General features: G+C 71.9%; 17 protein-coding genes and 1 tRNA gene. 6 read left to right on the forward strand and 12 right to left on the reverse strand.

Annotation, left to right across the window (positions count from 1 at the left end):
* Positions 1-13: 13 nt before the first annotated feature.
* Positions 14-1,732, reverse strand: coding sequence for a phosphoenolpyruvate--protein phosphotransferase (gene ptsP, locus VF289_RS14305; protein WP_330884578.1), 1,719 nt, complete (start codon positions 1,730-1,732; stop codon positions 14-16).
* A gap of 147 nt (positions 1,733-1,879) precedes the next feature.
* On the opposite strand from ptsP, the gene VF289_RS14310 reads away from it, so the two are divergent.
* Positions 1,880-2,650 carry a DUF1684 domain-containing protein gene (locus tag VF289_RS14310; RefSeq protein ID WP_330884579.1) on the forward strand — a complete coding sequence of 257 codons (771 nt, stop codon included), beginning with the start codon at positions 1,880-1,882 and terminating at the stop codon, positions 2,648-2,650.
* Between the two features lies 1 nt (position 2,651).
* Here the strand turns inward: VF289_RS14310 and VF289_RS14315 are convergent.
* The 4 genes from VF289_RS14315 to VF289_RS14330 all read right to left on the reverse strand — a co-directional run bounded on the left by VF289_RS14315 (position 2,652) and on the right by VF289_RS14330 (position 4,737).
* Positions 2,652-2,739: transfer RNA gene (locus VF289_RS14315), tRNA-Ser, on the reverse strand.
* Between the two features lie 33 nt (positions 2,740-2,772).
* Positions 2,773-3,489, reverse strand: a complete 717-nt coding sequence (locus VF289_RS14320) for a hypothetical protein (protein ID WP_330884580.1) — start codon at positions 3,487-3,489, stop codon at positions 2,773-2,775.
* 13 nt (positions 3,490-3,502) lie between these two features.
* Entirely contained in the window at positions 3,503-4,381 is an 879-nt protein-coding gene (locus VF289_RS14325) for an ABC transporter ATP-binding protein (RefSeq protein ID WP_330884581.1), read from the reverse strand.
* Positions 4,378-4,737, reverse strand: a complete 360-nt coding sequence (locus VF289_RS14330; protein ID WP_330884582.1) for a GntR family transcriptional regulator — start codon at positions 4,735-4,737, stop codon at positions 4,378-4,380. The genes VF289_RS14325 and VF289_RS14330 overlap by 4 nt, the downstream gene beginning before the upstream one ends.
* Before the next feature lie 137 nt (positions 4,738-4,874).
* Between VF289_RS14330 and VF289_RS14335 the strand changes: the two genes are divergently transcribed.
* From VF289_RS14335 to VF289_RS14345, 3 genes are all read left to right on the forward strand, one after another.
* Positions 4,875-5,777 (forward strand): SDR family NAD(P)-dependent oxidoreductase, encoded by a 903-nt coding sequence (locus tag VF289_RS14335; protein WP_330884583.1) that lies wholly within the window; start codon positions 4,875-4,877, stop codon positions 5,775-5,777.
* 94 nt (positions 5,778-5,871) lie between these two features.
* Positions 5,872-6,858, forward strand: a complete 987-nt coding sequence (locus VF289_RS14340; RefSeq protein ID WP_330884584.1) for an MDR family oxidoreductase — start codon at positions 5,872-5,874, stop codon at positions 6,856-6,858.
* Between the two features lie 2 nt (positions 6,859-6,860).
* A complete protein-coding gene (locus tag VF289_RS14345) occupies positions 6,861-7,808 on the forward strand; it encodes an NAD(P)H-quinone oxidoreductase (protein WP_330884585.1) in 948 nt (315 codons plus the stop codon).
* Here VF289_RS14345 and VF289_RS14350 read toward each other — a convergent pair.
* Genes VF289_RS14350 through VF289_RS14360 form a run of 3 tightly spaced genes read right to left on the reverse strand, consistent with a single transcriptional unit; the run spans position 7,789 to position 9,922 of the window.
* On the reverse strand, positions 7,789-8,499 hold the full coding sequence (locus tag VF289_RS14350) for a hypothetical protein (RefSeq protein WP_330884586.1): 711 nt from the start codon (positions 8,497-8,499) through the stop codon (positions 7,789-7,791). The genes VF289_RS14345 and VF289_RS14350 overlap by 20 nt on opposite strands.
* The gene (locus VF289_RS14355) at positions 8,499-8,999 is read right to left on the reverse strand and encodes a hypothetical protein (RefSeq protein WP_330884587.1); all 501 of its coding nucleotides are present in this window, start codon (positions 8,997-8,999) and stop codon (positions 8,499-8,501) included. Before VF289_RS14355 ends, VF289_RS14350 begins: the two co-directional genes overlap by 1 nt.
* A 50-nt stretch (positions 9,000-9,049) precedes the next feature.
* The gene (locus tag VF289_RS14360; RefSeq protein ID WP_330884588.1) at positions 9,050-9,922 is read right to left on the reverse strand and encodes a WXG100 family type VII secretion target; all 873 of its coding nucleotides are present in this window, start codon (positions 9,920-9,922) and stop codon (positions 9,050-9,052) included.
* Between the two features lie 77 nt (positions 9,923-9,999).
* Between VF289_RS14360 and VF289_RS14365 the strand changes: the two genes are divergently transcribed.
* A complete protein-coding gene (locus tag VF289_RS14365) occupies positions 10,000-10,410 on the forward strand; it encodes a hypothetical protein (protein ID WP_330884589.1) in 411 nt (136 codons plus the stop codon).
* A 10-nt stretch (positions 10,411-10,420) separates the two neighbouring features.
* Here the strand turns inward: VF289_RS14365 and VF289_RS14370 are convergent, their stop codons facing one another.
* A complete protein-coding gene (locus tag VF289_RS14370) occupies positions 10,421-11,287 on the reverse strand; it encodes an HAD family hydrolase (RefSeq protein WP_330884590.1) in 867 nt (288 codons plus the stop codon).
* A 103-nt stretch (positions 11,288-11,390) separates the two neighbouring features.
* Positions 11,391-12,662 (reverse strand): serine--tRNA ligase, encoded by a 1,272-nt coding sequence (gene serS / locus VF289_RS14375; protein WP_330884591.1) that lies wholly within the window; start codon positions 12,660-12,662, stop codon positions 11,391-11,393.
* A gap of 44 nt (positions 12,663-12,706) precedes the next feature.
* Between serS and VF289_RS14380 the strand changes: the two genes are divergently transcribed.
* The gene (locus tag VF289_RS14380) at positions 12,707-13,894 is read left to right on the forward strand and encodes a diacylglycerol/lipid kinase family protein (RefSeq protein WP_330884592.1); all 1,188 of its coding nucleotides are present in this window, start codon (positions 12,707-12,709) and stop codon (positions 13,892-13,894) included.
* 174 nt (positions 13,895-14,068) lie between these two features.
* Here the strand turns inward: VF289_RS14380 and VF289_RS14385 are convergent, their stop codons facing one another.
* Entirely contained in the window at positions 14,069-14,608 is a 540-nt protein-coding gene (locus VF289_RS14385) for a YdeI/OmpD-associated family protein (RefSeq protein ID WP_330884593.1), read from the reverse strand.
* A gap of 51 nt (positions 14,609-14,659) precedes the next feature.
* Positions 14,660-15,637, reverse strand: a complete 978-nt coding sequence (gene pheA, locus VF289_RS14390; protein ID WP_330884594.1) for a prephenate dehydratase — start codon at positions 15,635-15,637, stop codon at positions 14,660-14,662.
* Positions 15,638-15,639 lie beyond the last annotated feature (2 nt).

Consider the following 15,639-nt stretch of genomic DNA (forward strand, 5'->3'; position numbering starts at 1 on the left):
CGCGGTCAGCGGCTCACAGCCCCAGCTCGCCGAGGATCGGCAGGCCGGCGCGCACGGCGCTGATCGCGTCGTCCGCGGTGCGGGCCGCGAGGGCCTTCGCCGCAAGCTCACGGGCCTGCTCGAGAGTCACGGTGGAGAGCACCTTCGCAACCGCCGGCAGCGATCGCGGGGTCATCGACAGGCTGTTCACGCCGAGGCCCACGAGCACCACGGCGAGGCCCGGTGCACCGGCCGCCTCGCCGCAGACTCCCACGGGCTTGTTCGCGCTCTCGCCGAAGGCCTCGGGGTCACCGCCCGCCGCACGGGCGCCGTCGCAGGTCGCCTTGACCAGCGCCAGCACGGAGGGCTGCCACGGGGTGTTCAGGTGGGCGAGGGAGCCCAGCTGACGGTCCGCGGCCATCGTGTACTGGGTGAGGTCGTTGGTGCCGATCGAGGCGAAGTCGCAGGCGGCGAGGTGGCGATCCGCGGTGATCGCCGCGGCGGGTGTCTCGACCATGATCCCGGCGGGCTCCAGGGAGCGCTCGCGGCACAGGGCGATGAAGTCCTCGGTCTCCTCGACGGTCGCGATCATCGGCGCCATCACCCAGGGCTTCGCGTCCGTGCTCTTCGCTGCGGCGGCGATCGCGTCCAGCTGGTTGGTGAGCACCGAGCGCTTCTCCCACGAGGTGCGGTAGGCGCGCACGCCCAGGGCCGGATTCGGCTCGTCGGCGTCGGTGAGGAAGGGCAGGGGCTTGTCCGCGCCGGCGTCGATCGTGCGCACCACGACCTTCTTGCCCGGCAGGTGGGCGAAGGTCTCCGCGTACGCCGCCGTCTGCTCCTCGACGCTCGGCTCGTCCTCGCGGTCCAGGAACAGGAACTCGGTGCGGAACAGGCCCACCCCGTCGGCGTCCGCGGCCGCGGCCTGCTCGGCGTCCTTGGCGCTGCCGATGTTGGCCAGCAGCTGCACGCGGGTGCCGTCCTTCAGGACGCCGCCCCCGCCGCCATAGGTGAGCGGGTTCTTCTGCAGCTCGGCCCACGCCTCGGCGAAGCGGTGATGCTCCTCGGTGACCTCGTCGGTGACGGTGCCGAAGCCGGCGTCGACGAACACCTCGGTGCCGTCGGCGAACTCGTGGATGTCCTTGGCGGCGACGATCGCGGGCAGTCCCAGCTGGCGGGCGAGGATCGCGGTGTGCGACTGCGGGCCGCCGTCGGAGGTGATCAGGGCGAGCACCTGAGCCGGGTCGAGGGTAGCGGTGTCCGCCGGGGCGAGGTCGATCGCGGTGAGGATGAAGGGCTCCTCGAGCTCGGGGATGCCGGGGGCCTGCTCCCCGCGCAGCTCGGCGACGATGCGACTGCGCACATCACGCACATCGGTGGCACGCTCGGCCATGTACCCGCCGAGGCCCTCGAGCATGGTGGCGACCTGGTCGCCGGCCTCCCACACCGCTCGCGTCGCGGACTTCCCGCCAGAGGTCACGAAGCCCTGCGCGGTCTGGGTGAGGGACGGATCCGCGGCCATCTGGGCCGTGGCCTCGAGGATCTTCCTCCCCTCACCGGTCGCGCGCTCGGCCCTGCGGGTCAGCGAGGCCTGCACGGCGGCGGCCGCAGCGGGGATCCGTTCCGCCTCGGCCGCGGCGTCGGCCCCCTCGGGGAGCTTCTCCCCGGCGGGCGGCTCGGCGACCGGCGGGGCCATCGACCGGAGGGTGCCGATCACTCGGCCGGGGCTCACTGCAACACCTGTGTACTGCGCCATGACGTGATTCTCCTGAGTGCGACGGCGGGCGGGGCGTGGCTGACATCGTACGCGGCGCCGGTGGTCCCGACCTGGTCGTGAACCCTCGGGATCGCGCCGTGTGAACAGACGCTCGACGAGAGGCCGGACCTCGACGAGACTCGCGCCATGAACAGCGCCCAGCACACCCTGCAGCACACCCCGCAGCCGCCCGAGCACTGGACCGCCTTCCGGGAGCGGCGCGAGCACGCCCTCGCCGCTCCGCACGGGGTCCTCGCCCAGGTCGCCCTGCACTGGATCGCTCCGGGCGGCGGTGAGCAGTCGTTCGACGGGCTCCCGGGACGCTGGCACCTGGGGGACGACGGCCTCGCGGGAGTGGCTGCGGAGGGCGAGGAGCTCGAGATCCTCGAGGGGACCGCCTCGGGCGTCCGCCGGGTGCGCGTCGGGGCCGACATCGAGATCGAGGTGATCGTCCGCGGCGGCCGGACCGGGCTGCGCGTGCTCGACCCTGCGACCCCGCGTCGCACGGACTTCACCGGGGTCCCGACGGGGCCCTACGCCCCGGACGCCGTGCTGCGCGGCTCCTTCACCGCTCGTCCCGCGGAGGTCACGGTCGGCTCGGCGCTCCCCTGGCTCGAGCAGCAGCTGCCCTCGCCCGGGACGGCGCAGTTCGAGATCGACGGCGAGACCGTCGAGCTGGTGCTGACCGGGGAGCGGAGCCTGCTGTTCACGGACGAGACCTCGGGCACGACCAGCGCCGACTGGCGGGTGGTGGAGGCGGAGCTCGAGGGCGGCACGATCACGGTGGACCTCAACCGGGCGGTGAACTTCCCGGCCGCCTTCAGCGCCTGGGCGACCTGCCCCCGGCCCCCGGCGGGGAACCATCTTCCGATCGCTGTCGAGGCCGGTGAACGCCGGGTCGCACGCACGGAGCGCTGAGCGGAGGGTGCGGGATTCGAACCCGCGGTACAGGATTGCTGCACATTGGTTTTCAAGACCAACTCATTCGGCCGCTCTGACAACCCTCCATGCCCGGAGGCACCCGCGGGAGTCTACCGGTCTCAGGCCACCTGGGTGCGCCGCACCAGGACCAGCCAGAGACCGGCGGAGAGCACCCCGAGGAGGGCGATCACGCCCATCCACGGCCCCCAGCCCATCGTGAGCAGGTCCAGCAGGGCCCGGCCGAACCCGTCGAGGAAGGCCACTCCGGAGAGGATGCCCAGGGCGAGGAGCGCGAGCACCGTCCCGCCGAGCCAGAGGAACACCTGCCCGAAGCGCTGGAAGGCCGTCGTGATGGCTGCTCCGAGGAACAGGACGGTGAGGATCAGCAGGAAGGTCTGGACGAGGGTCTGCCACCAGGCACCGGTGCTGGTGTAGAACACGTCGAAGAAGCGCACGTGCAGGCCGAAGCCGTCCGTCGCCTTCTCCACGGTCTTGCCGATCGTGATCAGCACCGCGTAGACGACGGCGTTGCCCAGGAACACCGTGCTCAGGCCGGTGGCGAACTCCCGCCGGGTCAGTCCCAGCCCGAGGGCGAGCGGGAAGTACTGCCCCATGGAGGTGAAGCCGTAGCCGATCATCGGCCCCAGCAGGGCGAAGATCGCCCCGTTCCACTCCATCCCCTCGTACATCCCGAGCTGGGCCTCGAGTCCTTGTGACCTCACGATCAGGCCCACAGCCAGGATGATGAGGAAGGCGAGGGTGACGGCGAACAGGGGCCAGCCGAAGGCTTGCATGCGGTTGACCAGGTGCATGTCGATGACGTTGCGCGAGCGCATTGCGGAGCTCCTCTCAGGTCACCGGCGCGGTGGCCGCGGCGGTGGTGCGATGGACGATGTAGTTCTGGAGCGAGACGGGGGCGACCTGGAGTCCGGCCGCCCGGGCGCGGTCGGCGCTGCCGGGTTCGGCATGGACGGTGGCGGTGGCGAGCGCGCCGAGCTCCTGGAGGTGGAGCACCTCGGCTCCGACGAGGTGGGCCCTGACCTCATCGGCCCGGCCGGAGACCTCGATCGCCGCGTTCTGCAGCTCCTCGATCTCGGCCGAGATCGCGACCTTGCCCTGGTCCAGCAGCACCACGTGCTCGAGAAGATTGGAGACCTCATCGATGTGGTGGGTGGAGAGGACCACGGTGCGGGGGTGCTCGGAGTAGTCGGCCAGCAGCCTGTCGAAGAACAGGCGGCGGGCCACGGCATCCAGCCCCAGGTAAGGCTCGTCGAAGAAGGTCAGCGGGGCCCGGGAGGCGAGGCCCACGATGATGCCGACGGCGGAGAGCTGGCCGCGTGAGAGCTTCTTGATGGCGCGCTTCTCCGGCAGGCGGAAGTCGGCGACCAGCTCGCGGGCGAGGCCCTGGTCCCAGGCGGGGTAGAGACCCTCCGCGATGTTCAGCACGTCCAGCGGGCGGAAGCCGTCGGGGTACTTCTGGCTCTCCTGGATGAAGCAGGTCTGCGTGAGCACCCGGGGGTTCTCCACCGGGTTCCCGCCGAGCACGCGCATCTCGCCGGAGCTGGCGAAGATCTGCCCGGTCAGCAGTTTCATCAGGGTGGTCTTGCCGGCGCCGTTGCGGCCCAGCAGGCCGTGCACGCGCCCTTCGGCGAGGTCGAGGGTGACGTCGTCGAGCGCGGCGACGTCACGGAAGTGCTTGCTGAGGGTGCGGGTCTCGATGGCGTTCATCGGGAGGACTCCTTCGCGATCATGTCGGTGAGCTCTCGGGGATCGATCCCCAGGTGGGCGGCTTCGCGCAGCAGAGGGACGAGGTACGCGCGGGCGAAGTCCTCGCGCCGGCGCTGCCGCAGCCGGGTGATGGCACCGGGGGCCACGAACATGCCCACCCCGCGCCGTTTGACCAGCACGCCGGCGTCGGCGAGGAGGTTCAGCCCCTTGCCGGCGGTGGCGGGGTTGATCCGCAGGAAGGCGGCCAGCTCGTTGGTGGAGGGCACCGGGGAGTCCTCCGGATGGGTGCCGTCGAGGATCCCGTCCTCGATCTGCTCCGCGACCGCGATGTAGAGCGGCTTCGTCTCGTCCAGCATCTGACTCCCCTCCTGCCACTGCCTCGGCGGTCCGTCGGTTCATTACTCCACTAATGAACCATGGAAGTAATGAACCGTCAAGGGCTCCGAAGGATTCAGCGGTCGGGGTCGGCCCGCACCGGCCCTACGATGGCGCGATGAATGCCATGGGCTGGGAGCACCTGACAGAGCCTGACCTCCGTGGGCGCACGCTCGTGATGACAGGGGCCAGCGACGGGTTGGGCCGGGAGGCCGCGCTCCGGCTCGCCCACTGGGGTGCTCGACTGATCCTGCCGGTGCGGAGCCGCTCCAAGGGGGAGGCGGTGGTCTCCCGCCTGCGCCGGGAGACCGGGCGCGAGGACGCGGCGCAGCTGACCCGCCTCGACCTCGCCGATCTCGGCTCCGTCCGGGAGGGAGCCGAGGAGATCACCCGGGCCGTCGGCGACTCCGGCATCGACTGCCTGCTCCACGTCGCCGGGATGGTCACGCGTCGTCGCGAGGAGACCGCGGACGGCTTCGAGCGGATGCTGGCCGTGAACGCCCTGGGCCCGCTCCTGCTGACGGAGCTGCTGCGCCCCTCGGTGCACGGCCGGATCGTCCTGGTGACCTCCGATGCGCACCGCTTCGGGAGGATCGATGCGTCGGACCCTCACTTCCGCCGCGGCGGCTGGTCGTTGCGCGCGGTCTACGGCCGCTCGAAGCTGACCGCGATGCTGTGGGGCCTCGACCTCGCCGAGCGCCTGCGCGGCACGGGGACGGAGCTGCAGCTGGTCCATCCGGGCTGGGTGCTCACCAACCTGCAGAACGCCACCGGCTCAGCCCGCCTGGATTCCCTGGTCACCGACGTCACGCGGCCCTTCGCGATGACCGCCGAGCAGGGCGCGGCCCCCGTGCTGTTCGCCGCCACCCAGCCGCTCCCCCACGGCTCCTACATCGGTCCCGACGGTCGCGGGGCGCTGCGGGGCAGACCCACCTTCCTGCCCCGCTCGAAGGCGGCCCTGGACCTCGATCACGCCCGCGAGGTCACGGACTGGGCGCTCGCGGAGGTGGGGCTGCGCTGAGCCGCTGCGGGTGCGCGGCGGACGGGTCGCGCGAGGGATGGATAGGGTGGGAACCGCCGCCGGCCGGAGCCGGACCCGTTCGTCAGGAGCATCCATGCGCGCGATCGTGATCGAGTCCGAGGGCGCTGCCCCGCGCCTGCTGGAGGACGCCGACGAGTCGATGCTGACCGGTGAGGTCGGCCTGGACGTGCTGGCCACCGGCGTCAACTACAAGGACGCCATGGCCCTGGCCGGCACGGGCATCGCCCGCGCCCATCCGCTGATCCCCGGGATCGACCTGGTGGGCCGGGTGACGGATGCTGCGGCAGGGTCCGACGGCCGCTTCTCGGCCGGCGATCTGGTGATCCTCAACGGCGACGGCATCGGCGAGGCGCGGCACGGCGGCTTCGCGACCCGCGCCCGGGTGCGGCCCGATGCGCTGGTGCGCCTGCCCGCGGCCCTCTCCCCCGACCGGGCCGCCGCGATCGGCACCGCAGGGTTCACCGCGATGCTCGCTCTCCAGCGGCTCGAGGACGCGGGCCTGACTCCCGACGCGGGCGACGTGCTGGTCACCGGCGCCTCCGGAGGCGCCGGATCGATCGCCGTGGCGCTGCTGGCGGGCCGGGGATTCCGCGTGCTCGCCTCATCCGGCCGGGGAGTGGAGAACGGCGAGTACCTGCGGGAGCTGGGTGCCGCCGAGGTGCTGGACCGGCGGGAGCTCTCCGAACAGCCGGGCCGGCCGCTGCAGTCCCAGCGCTTCGCGGCCGCGATCGACGGGGTGGGCAGCACGACGCTGGCCAACGTCCTCTCCCAGACCTCCTGGGGCGGCACCGTCGCCGCCTACGGTCTGGTGCAGGGCCCGGACCTGCCCACGACGGTGCTGCCGTTCATCCTGCGCGGGGTGACGCTGGCCGGGATCAACTCGGTCCAGTGCCCGCTGCCGCTGCGTGAGCGCGCCTGGGACGCCCTGGCCGAGGAGCTCGACGGCGAGCTGCTGGACTCGATGACCACCGGCATCGGACTGTCCGAGACCGTCGGATTCGCCCAACGGGTCCTCGCCGGCGAGGTCCGCGGCCGCACCGTGGTCGACGTGGAGGCGTGAGCATGCGCGCGATGACCATCACCGAGGACCACCGCCTCGAGCTCGCCGTGATCCCCGAACCGGTCCCCGGCCCCGGCGAGGTGCTCGTGGACGTGATCGCCGCGGGCGTGAACCGTGCCGATCTCGCGCAGGTCGCCGGCCACTACCCGCCTCCGCCCGGCGCCTCGGAGCTGCCGGGTCTGGAGGTCTCCGGCCGTCGCCGCGACACCGGCGAGGCGGTCGTCGCGCTGCTGGCCGGCGGCGGCTATGCGGAGGTCGTCGCCGTCCCCGAACCGCAGCTGCTGCCTGTCCCCGAGGGCGTCGACCCGGTCGAGGCGGCGGGCGTGATCGAGGCGTGCGCGACCGTGATCTCGAACCTGGTGCTCGAGGCAGGTCTCGCCGAGGGCGAGACCGTGCTGATCCACGGCGGCACCGGAGGGATCGGCACCGTCGCCGTGCAGCTGGCCCGCCACCTGGGGGCCCGCGTGCTCGCCACCGTCGGCTCCGACGAGGCGATCGCGACGGTGCGGGACCTCGGTGCGGACATGGTCTGGAACCGGCGCACCACCGATCTGCTCGCGGCGGTGAAGGAGACCGGCGGGGCGGATGTGATCCTCGACGTGGTGGGCGGCTCGACGCTCGCCGCCAACGTGGGCATGCTGCGCGAGCACGGCCGCCTGGTCATCATCGGCACCCTCGGCGGGGCGAGCGGGGAGCTGCCGATCGGGCTCCTGATGGGCAAGCGGGGCCGGGTCATCGGCACCACCCTGCGCTCCCGCCGCACCGAGGCCAAGCGCGAGATCCTCGAGGCCACCGAGGCACTGGCCTGGCCGCTGCTGGCCTCCGGCGAGCTGCGGATCCCGATCCACGGCAGCGTCCCGCTCGACCGCGCGGAGGAGGCCCACCGGGTCCTGCGCGAGGGCGGTCACCTGGGCAAGATGCTCCTCGAGGTCAGCCCCGCGGGTCCTTGATCTCCTGATGCCCGGGCAGCACGTGCATCATCGCCTCCCAGGCGGTGATCGAGGGCACCGGCACCAGGTCGAGGTCCTCCCCCTCCTGGACGAGCACGAAGTACGCCTCGCCCGCGCGGAGGTAGACCGCGAGGTCCTCGGTGGGCTCGCCGTCGGTCGCCGTCCAGGCGCTGTGCACGCGGACGAGCTGCCAGCTCGCAGCGGCCTCGTCGGCCTCCACGAGCCCCGAGAGCAGGTCCTGCACTGCGGGCCAGGCGGCTGCTCGCTCCTCGGCGTCCTCGGAGGCGAGGGCCGTCACCTGTGCGGCGCCGAGCCGCACGGGTGCGGCGTCCTCGGCCGGTGCGCGTCCCGGGAGGAAGTTCACCAGCCGCGTCAGCGCCCCGGGCAGCACCTGGAAGGGAACACCGACCAGCTCGGCCAGCGCATCCCCCGCACGGCTGCGCCGCACGATCACCGCGTTGGTGCCCACTGCGAGCAGATGCTGCTGGTGCCCCCCGGGCCCGGAGTTGGAGACCTCGAGGGTGAGCATCGTGGTGCCGAGCGCCTGGGCGAGAGCCTCGAGGATCGGGTCGCCCTGGGGCAGGGCGCCGCCCCCGCTGGGGTCGCCCGCGGCGAGGGCCGCGTGCACGGTCTCGATCTCCGCGGCCCGTCCACGCACTGTGCCGGTTCTCTGGTCGTAGTCGATCGGCATCAGGATCCACTCCCCAGCTCGGAGACGGTGAAGGTCTCGAGCACATGGTCCAGCAGCGTGTCGACCTCGCGGTCGCGGAGCGCCATGGTGGTCAGGGACAGGGTCACCAGCACGTCACCGCGACGCGTGAACACCTGGCGGTTCACGGCGGTGAGGCCGACGGGGGTGGTCTGGAGCGAGGCCCGGAACCATCCCTCGCCGCCGGCGACCTCGAGGGGACGGTCGTCGAGGGCGTGGAAGTCGGGGACTGCGCCGAAGGCCTGCGCGTAGACGAGGCCCTGCAGCTCCTCGAGGTCCTCGGGGACGTCGTCGGCGAGCCGCTCGATGCTGACGATGAGATTGTCGCCGAAGGGACCGGCCTGCTCGGGCGTCATCCGTGCGAGGAAGGCGGGCGGCTCCTCGAGCAGCTCCGTCGTCCATCCGGCCGGGACGCCCACGACGGCGGTGAGCTCGGGGACACCGGGGAGGGCGACCTCGTGCAGGGTCAGGTCAGGGGTCATGTCGTCGTCGCTTCCCTCGGTCGATGCGGCCGGTGCTCCCGGAGGACTCGTCACCCGAGGGCCCAGTCTACGATCGAGTCGGCGACGCCGCCGCCGATGATCCCGCCCCCGATCGCGCCCACGACACCGCCCACGACGCCGCCGATCGCGGTGCCCGGGCCCGGGAAGATGGAGCCGATCGCGGCGCCCGCGAGGGCGCCGCCCTTCGCGCCCGCCCAGGCCCCGGCCGCTGCGCCGGCCATGTTCGCCCCGGCGTCGACGCCCGTGCGGACCGCGCGCTCGCCGTCGCTGATGCTCGGATCCCCCGCGTCCTGGTTCCAGCGCTCGACCCCGGCGAAGACACCCGTCAGGGCGGTGCCCACCGGACCGAGCACCTTCCCCGCGGACTTCAGCCCATAGGCCGTCTTGAGCCATGGCGCGATGGCATCCTCACCGCCGTGGGCGAACACCTTCGCCAGATGCTTGAACTGGAGCATCTCGTCGCCGGCCCTGCCCACGGCATCGAGGGCGCCGGTCATCCAGTTCCGCCAGTCCCCGAAGGCGGCCAGGGGGTTCTCCCACGCGCCGTCCAGGGGGAAGATGTCCCCCAGCTGTTCGAGGATCCCGCCGAGGAGGCCATCGGCCGAGGCCTGGTCCTGCTCCTCGGCATGCTGCGCGAGCTCGCGGGCGAGCTCCATCAGGCGCTCGACCGCGTCGGCGATCTGCTGCGACTTCACGCGGCCCCAGTCGCCCCGGAAGGCCTCCGCGTCGGTGCCGCGCCAGAAGCCGTCGATCCCCTGGATCACGCCGTCGAGCTGCCCGGCCCGCTCCTCGATCGTCCCCCGCCGATCCGCGAGCAGCTGGGCGAAGTCCTCGCCCTGCGCGGTGTCCATCCCGTAGAAGTTCATGTTCTCCCCTACTCTGATCCGTGACCTCGCCATCATGGTCGACATCGGGGGCGAGCGCGATGGGGAGCACTCCCCATCCGCGAGGCCCGGTCACCGGATGAGAGACTGAGGGCATGAACGATCAGGTGGTCATCCGGCTCCTCGTCTCCGCCGGTCTCGCACTGGTGGGGCTCGGGCTGCTCGCCTACGCCGCCTGGGCCCGGCACGGCGGCTCCCCCGCCGCTCGGGGCTGGATGGCCAGCGCGCTCAGCGGTGAGACGATCGATCAGCGCATGACCGTCCTCGGAGCGCCCATGATCGGGGTCATGTGCCTGTGCTTCGCCGCCCTCGTGCTGCCCGTGGTCGGGAAGTACCTCGCCCTCGTCGCCGTACCGGTCGGGGTGCTCGCGTTCTTCCCGTTCCTGTGGGCGATGATGCTGTTCATCCCGCTGCCCGACGTGATCTTTCCGCGCTGGGCGCGCCCGCTGCGCCGCCGCAATCGTGCCGCGGAGCAGTCGATGAGGGCCTCCCTGCGCCGACGCTGAGCCGCGGTCCTCAGCGCAGCAGCTGCTCCAGCACCAGCACGGTGCCGTCCTCGTAGATCGAGTCGGTGACGACGTCCGCGACGTCCTTCACGCCCTGGGGGCCCTGCCCCATCGCCACGCCCACCGCAGCCCAGGAGAGCATCTCGACGTCGTTGAACCCGTCGCCGACGGCGACCGTGCGGGTCTCCTGGACCTCGAGCTTCTCCCGCAGCGCCTCGAGGGCGCTGGCCTTGGAGATCCCGGGGGCGGCCATGTCCAGCCAGGCGGTCCAGCCGATCGAGTACTCGACCCCGTGCACCCCCGACTCGGCGATGACCTCGGAGAACTCCTGCGGGGAGAGGTCCGGCACGTGGACGACCACGCGCACCGCCTCGAGCTCCATCAGCTGGTCGAGGTCGCTCTCGATCGCCTGCACCCCGAAGCTCGCGTCCTGGAAGCCGGCCGTGGAGCGGAAGGTCCCGTCGGACATCTCGACCGCGTAGTGCGCATCAGGCGCGACCTCCCGCAGGGTGCGCAGGGCGTGCCCGGGCTGGAAGGAGCGGGTGTCGACGATGCGGTGGCCGCCCTCGGCCTCGGGGTCCAGCTGCACCGTGACCGCGCCGTTGGAACAGACGGCGTAGCCGCGCGTGATCCCGGCGGCCTCGACGATCGGCAGGGTCGCCCCCAGGGAGCGCCCGGTGGCGATGACGACGGTGTGCTCCACAGCGGCCCGCTGCAGGGTGCGGTGCATGTCCGGGGTCATGGCGCCGTCGTGATCGACGAGGGTGCCGTCCACATCGAGGCCGATCAGCAGGCTCTCCCCCGCGAGCCCGGCGAGGTGCTCCTGGAGACGGGCGCGGGTGGCGTCACGGTCGGTGGTCGTGGTCGAGGTGCCCATGGGGGGCATGGTGCCATCGCCATCCGACGAACGGGTGAACCGTCGGTGACGACGAGCACCGAGCATGCTGCGCAGGCGGCGCAGGGGATTCGACAGCGCCATCTCAGGCAGCGCCCCCCACGACCTCGAAGACCTCGCGCCCGCCGAGGTAGGGGCGCAGGCCCTCGGGGACCACGACCGATCCGTCGGCCTGCTGGTGGTTCTCGAGGATCGCGGCGATGAAGCGGGTGGTGCCGAGGGTGCCGTTGAGGGTGGCGACCGGGCGCAGACCGTCCTCCGTGCGTTCGCGGATGTTCAGCCGACGCGCCTGGAACTGGGTGGTGTTCGAGGTGGAGGTCAGCTCGCGGTAGGTCTCCTGGCTCGGCATCCACGCCTCGCAGTCGAACTTGCGGGCGGCGGAGGTGCCGAGGTCGCCGGCGGCGGTGTCGATGATGCGGTAGGGCACGTCGATGCGGGCCATCATCTCCCGCTCCCAGTCCAGCAGCCGCTCGTGCTCCTCGTAGGAGTCCTCGAGGCGGCAGAAGGAGAACATCTCGACCTTCTGGAACTGGTGGACGCGGATGATGCCGCGGGTGTCCTTGCCGTAGCTGCCGGCCTCGCGGCGGTAGCAGGTGCTCCAGCCGGCGTAGCGGAGCGGACCGTCCGAGAAGTCCAGGACCTCGTCCCTGTGATAGCTCGCGAGCGCCACCTCGCTGGTGCCCACGAGGTACAGGTCGTCCCCCTTGTCGAGGTGGTAGACCTCGTCCGCGTGCTCGCCGAGGTAGCCGGTGCCGTCCATCGACTCGGGCAGCACCAGGGTGGGGGTGATCATGGGGGTGAAGCCGGCCTTGGTGGCCTGATCGATCGCGGAGTTCAGGATCGCGAGCTCCAGCTGGGCGCCGATGCCGCGCAGGAAGTAGAAGCGGGCCCCGGTGACCTTCGCGCCGCGGGCCATGTCGATCGCCTTCAGCCCCTCGGCGATCTCGAGGTGATCCTTGACCGGGTGGTCGAAGCGCGGAATCTCACCGACGTGCTCGCGCACCACGAAGTCCTCCTCGAGCCCCTCGGGGGCGCCCTCGGAGAGGTTCGGGATCTCTCGCAGCGTCGCATCGCGGATGCTCAGGGCCTCGCCGGCCTCCGACTCGAGACGCTTCACGTCGGCCGCGAGCTGCTTGACCTCGGCCAGCAGCGCCTGCTTCTCCTCCCCCTGTGCCTGGGCGACCCGCTTGCCGAAGGACTTCTGCTCGGCGCGCGCGGACTCGAAGGCCGCCGTGGACTCGCGCCAGCGGACGTCGGCCTCGAGCACCGCATCCACGGTGGCGGGGTCACGGCGACGGGCCCGCTGGGCGTCGCGGACGGCTTCAGGGTTCTCGCGCAGGTGCCGCAGATCGATCATTGCACCAGGGTACCTGCGCACAGACGCGGCAGTACTCTGAACCCATGGACCTCACCCTGCTGCTGCTGAGCATCGCCTCGATGGTCACCGCCATCGTCACCATCGTGCTGCTGGTGGTGGTGCTGCGCCGGCTGGGTCGCCACCGCCGGGAGCTCGCCGTCCTGAAGGCCGCCGCCCAGCGCCACGAGGCGCGCGAGCAGGGACAGCACGGGGCGGAGACCGCGGAGACCGCGGAGAAGGACGACAGCGAAGGTCGTGGCGCCGACGACGGCTCGCTGCGTCGGGTCGCGATCGTGCTGAATCCTTCGAAGTTCTCCGAGACCGACTCCTTCCGACGCAAGGTCACCGACGTCGTGGAGCGGATCGAGGGCGCCGAGACCGTCTTCTATGAGACCACCATCGATGATCCGGGCAAGGGCCAGACGGAGCAGGCCGTCGCGGACGGCGCCGATCTGGTGATGGCCGCCGGCGGCGACGGGACCGTGCGCCTGGTCGCGTCCGTCCTGGCAGGCACCGACACCCGGATGGGGATCATCCCCGCCGGCACCGGGAACCTGCTGGCCCGCAATGTCGAGATCCCGCTGGAGGACCCGGCCGCGGCGATGGTCGCGGCGCTGACCGGCCACGACCACCAGGTCGACGTCGGCTGGCTGCGCGTCGGCGACTCGGCGGCGGCCGCCCGCTCCGCGGAGCGGCAGATCTTCCTGGTGATCGCCGGTTTCGGGGCCGATGCGGAGATGATCGGCTACACCGATCCGGAGATGAAGAAGCGGATCGGCTGGATCGCCTACATCTTCGGCGGGATCCGCACCGTGCTGGGCCGCTCGGTGGACGTGGTCGTGCAGCTGCCCGACGAGTCCCGCCACGCCCACAAGGCGCGCACCGTGCTGCTGGGCAACGTGGGCAAGCTGCCCGGCGGCTTCGTGCTCATGCCGGATGCGACGATCGACAACGGCCGCCTCGAGGTGGTGGTCGCGGGCTGGCGCGGCGCGGCCGGCTTCAGCCAGGTCGCCGCCCAGGTCATGAACCCGAAGCTGATCCCGAAGTACGGGCCCAAGCTCTCGACGATGGAGCGCTACCTGACCACCGGCATCCGGGTGATCACCACGAAGCCGCAGCCGGTGCAGCTCGACGGCGACACCGACGTCGAGGCCACGCACCTCATCGCCACCGTCGACCCCGGGGTGCTGCGGCTGCGGGTTCCGGAGGGCACCGGAGGCACGAAGGGCTGATCGCGAGCCCCGGCACCTGACCCTCCGCCCAGGCCGCCTCCTGCTCCAGTCCCTCCTTGAGCTCGGCCCGTCGACGCTCGACCAGCTCGGCGGGCGAAGCGGTGCTCATGGCAGGTGCTCTGCGGGGCTGCCGGCAGGGACGGCTTCCGACGTGCGCCTCTGGCCAGGGGACGGTCACTCCTTCAGCTTGCCGCTGCGCGCCAGCTCCGGGTCCGTGCAGGAGGCGAGGTCGAAGCAGCAGGGGCGCCGCTTGCCGCTGCGCAGCTTGTCGATCGAGACCTCGACGCGGCGGGCGCGGGTGTCCGGGTTCCGGGTCGCCCCGATCCAACGCACCCATTCCCAGCGCGCCATCGGCGTGATGGAGGCCCAGGTCGGATCGAGGTCGTCGGCCTGCTCGAGTGCGGCGCCGAGGTCCCGCGGGATCTGCGGCTCGGGCCATGCCTTGGTGGGTGTGAGCGTGAACTGGACCTCGGCCCCCTCCTCCAGGCCCAGCTCCGCCCGCAGTGCGTCGTCGACGCGGATCCAATGGCCCTTGCGACCGTCGGGCTCGAGGACGGTGAGGAGCTCGTGGCCGTTCACGACGGCCTCGGCGGCGACCTGGCCGCGCGAGGGGAGCGCGGCGCTGACGTCCTCCGGCAGCGGGACGAGCAGCCGCTCGTCGATCGCACGGACCGCGGCGGTGCCGTGCACGGGGGTCGATGTCGTGGCGGCCATCGGTGGTCTCCTCCTGCTCGTCGGGCGGGCCGTGCTGTCGGGCGGGCCGGCTCAGATCGCCGCGCCGGGATCCGCCGGGGTGATCATGCCGGTCAGCCGCTGGATCCAGGCGCGGGCGTCGTCATAGGCGTGATCGGCGAAGTCCTCGCGGACCTCGGCGCGCCGGCCGTCGACCCGGGGGTAGGAGCCGAGGTAGTGGACGACGGGGCACAGCCGGTGCAGCGAGCGCAGGGCGGCGGCGACGCGGCGGTCCTCGATGTGGCCCTCGATGTCCAGGGAGAAGGAGTACCGACCCAGGAAGTCGCCGACGGGGCGCGATTCGATGCGGGACATGTTCACGCCGTTGGAGGCGAGGATCTCGAGCGCCTCGAGCAGGGCGCCGGAGCGGTTGTGCGGCAGCTGGAGCACGAGCGTGGTCTTGTCGGCGCCGGTGCGGGCAGGGATCCGACCCTCGCGGGTGACCAGCACGAAGCGCGTGATCGCCCCCTCGTAGTCCTCGATGCCCTCGGCCAGGATCTCGAGACCGAAGTGCTGTGCGGCCAGCGGCGAGCAGACGGCGGCCCGGCCCTGGGCCTCGCTCGCCGGGGCGGCGGCGAGGTCCCGGGCTGCGGCCGCGGTCGAGGAGGCTGCGGCGATGTGCGCATCGGGCACCTGCTTCCGCAGCCAGCCCTGCACCTGTGCCTGGGCGTGGGGGTGGGAGGAGACGGTGGTCAGCTGCTCGAGAGGTGTGGCCTCGCGGGCGGCGAGCACGAAGGTGATCTGCACGGTCTGCTCGGCGACGATGGTGATGGAGTCGGTCGCGGCGAGCACGTCGAGGGTGCCGGAGACCCCTCCCTCGACCGAGTTCTCGATCGGTGCCATGAGCGCGTCGATGTCACCGGCGAGCAGATCGGTGGCGGCGGTCGCGACCGAGGAGAAGGGCACCAGCTCGGGTGTCGCGGTGGTGAACTCCTCGGGCAGCTGCGCGATCGCCTGCAGGAGGGCCTGATGGGTGAAGGTCGTCTCGGGACCCAGGAATCCGTACCGCATGG

Origin of the sequence: Brachybacterium sp., assembly GCF_036379615.1 — a bacterium.
GTDB lineage: Bacteria > Actinomycetota > Actinomycetes > Actinomycetales > Dermabacteraceae > Brachybacterium.

What these genes read in the sequence shown, in the direction of transcription:
- ptsP (WP_330884578.1), bottom strand. Translation starts at nt 1,732, where the DNA reads ATGGCGCAGTACACAGGTGTTGCAGTGAGCCCCGGCCGAGTGATCGGC.
- VF289_RS14310 (WP_330884579.1), top strand. Translation starts at nt 1,880, where the DNA reads ATGAACAGCGCCCAGCACACCCTGCAGCACACCCCGCAGCCGCCCGAG.
- VF289_RS14320 (WP_330884580.1), bottom strand. Translation starts at nt 3,489, where the DNA reads ATGCGCTCGCGCAACGTCATCGACATGCACCTGGTCAACCGCATGCAA.
- VF289_RS14325 (WP_330884581.1), bottom strand. Translation starts at nt 4,381, where the DNA reads ATGAACGCCATCGAGACCCGCACCCTCAGCAAGCACTTCCGTGACGTC.
- VF289_RS14330 (WP_330884582.1), bottom strand. Translation starts at nt 4,737, where the DNA reads ATGCTGGACGAGACGAAGCCGCTCTACATCGCGGTCGCGGAGCAGATC.
- VF289_RS14335 (WP_330884583.1), top strand. Translation starts at nt 4,875, where the DNA reads ATGAATGCCATGGGCTGGGAGCACCTGACAGAGCCTGACCTCCGTGGG.
- VF289_RS14340 (WP_330884584.1), top strand. Translation starts at nt 5,872, where the DNA reads ATGCGCGCGATCGTGATCGAGTCCGAGGGCGCTGCCCCGCGCCTGCTG.
- VF289_RS14345 (WP_330884585.1), top strand. Translation starts at nt 6,861, where the DNA reads ATGCGCGCGATGACCATCACCGAGGACCACCGCCTCGAGCTCGCCGTG.
- VF289_RS14350 (WP_330884586.1), bottom strand. Translation starts at nt 8,499, where the DNA reads ATGCCGATCGACTACGACCAGAGAACCGGCACAGTGCGTGGACGGGCC.
- VF289_RS14355 (WP_330884587.1), bottom strand. Translation starts at nt 8,999, where the DNA reads ATGACCCCTGACCTGACCCTGCACGAGGTCGCCCTCCCCGGTGTCCCC.
- VF289_RS14360 (WP_330884588.1), bottom strand. Translation starts at nt 9,922, where the DNA reads ATGATGGCGAGGTCACGGATCAGAGTAGGGGAGAACATGAACTTCTAC.
- VF289_RS14365 (WP_330884589.1), top strand. Translation starts at nt 10,000, where the DNA reads ATGAACGATCAGGTGGTCATCCGGCTCCTCGTCTCCGCCGGTCTCGCA.
- VF289_RS14370 (WP_330884590.1), bottom strand. Translation starts at nt 11,287, where the DNA reads ATGGGCACCTCGACCACGACCACCGACCGTGACGCCACCCGCGCCCGT.
- serS (WP_330884591.1), bottom strand. Translation starts at nt 12,662, where the DNA reads ATGATCGATCTGCGGCACCTGCGCGAGAACCCTGAAGCCGTCCGCGAC.
- VF289_RS14380 (WP_330884592.1), top strand. Translation starts at nt 12,707, where the DNA reads ATGGACCTCACCCTGCTGCTGCTGAGCATCGCCTCGATGGTCACCGCC.
- VF289_RS14385 (WP_330884593.1), bottom strand. Translation starts at nt 14,608, where the DNA reads ATGGCCGCCACGACATCGACCCCCGTGCACGGCACCGCCGCGGTCCGT.
- pheA (WP_330884594.1), bottom strand. Translation starts at nt 15,637, where the DNA reads ATGCGGTACGGATTCCTGGGTCCCGAGACGACCTTCACCCATCAGGCC.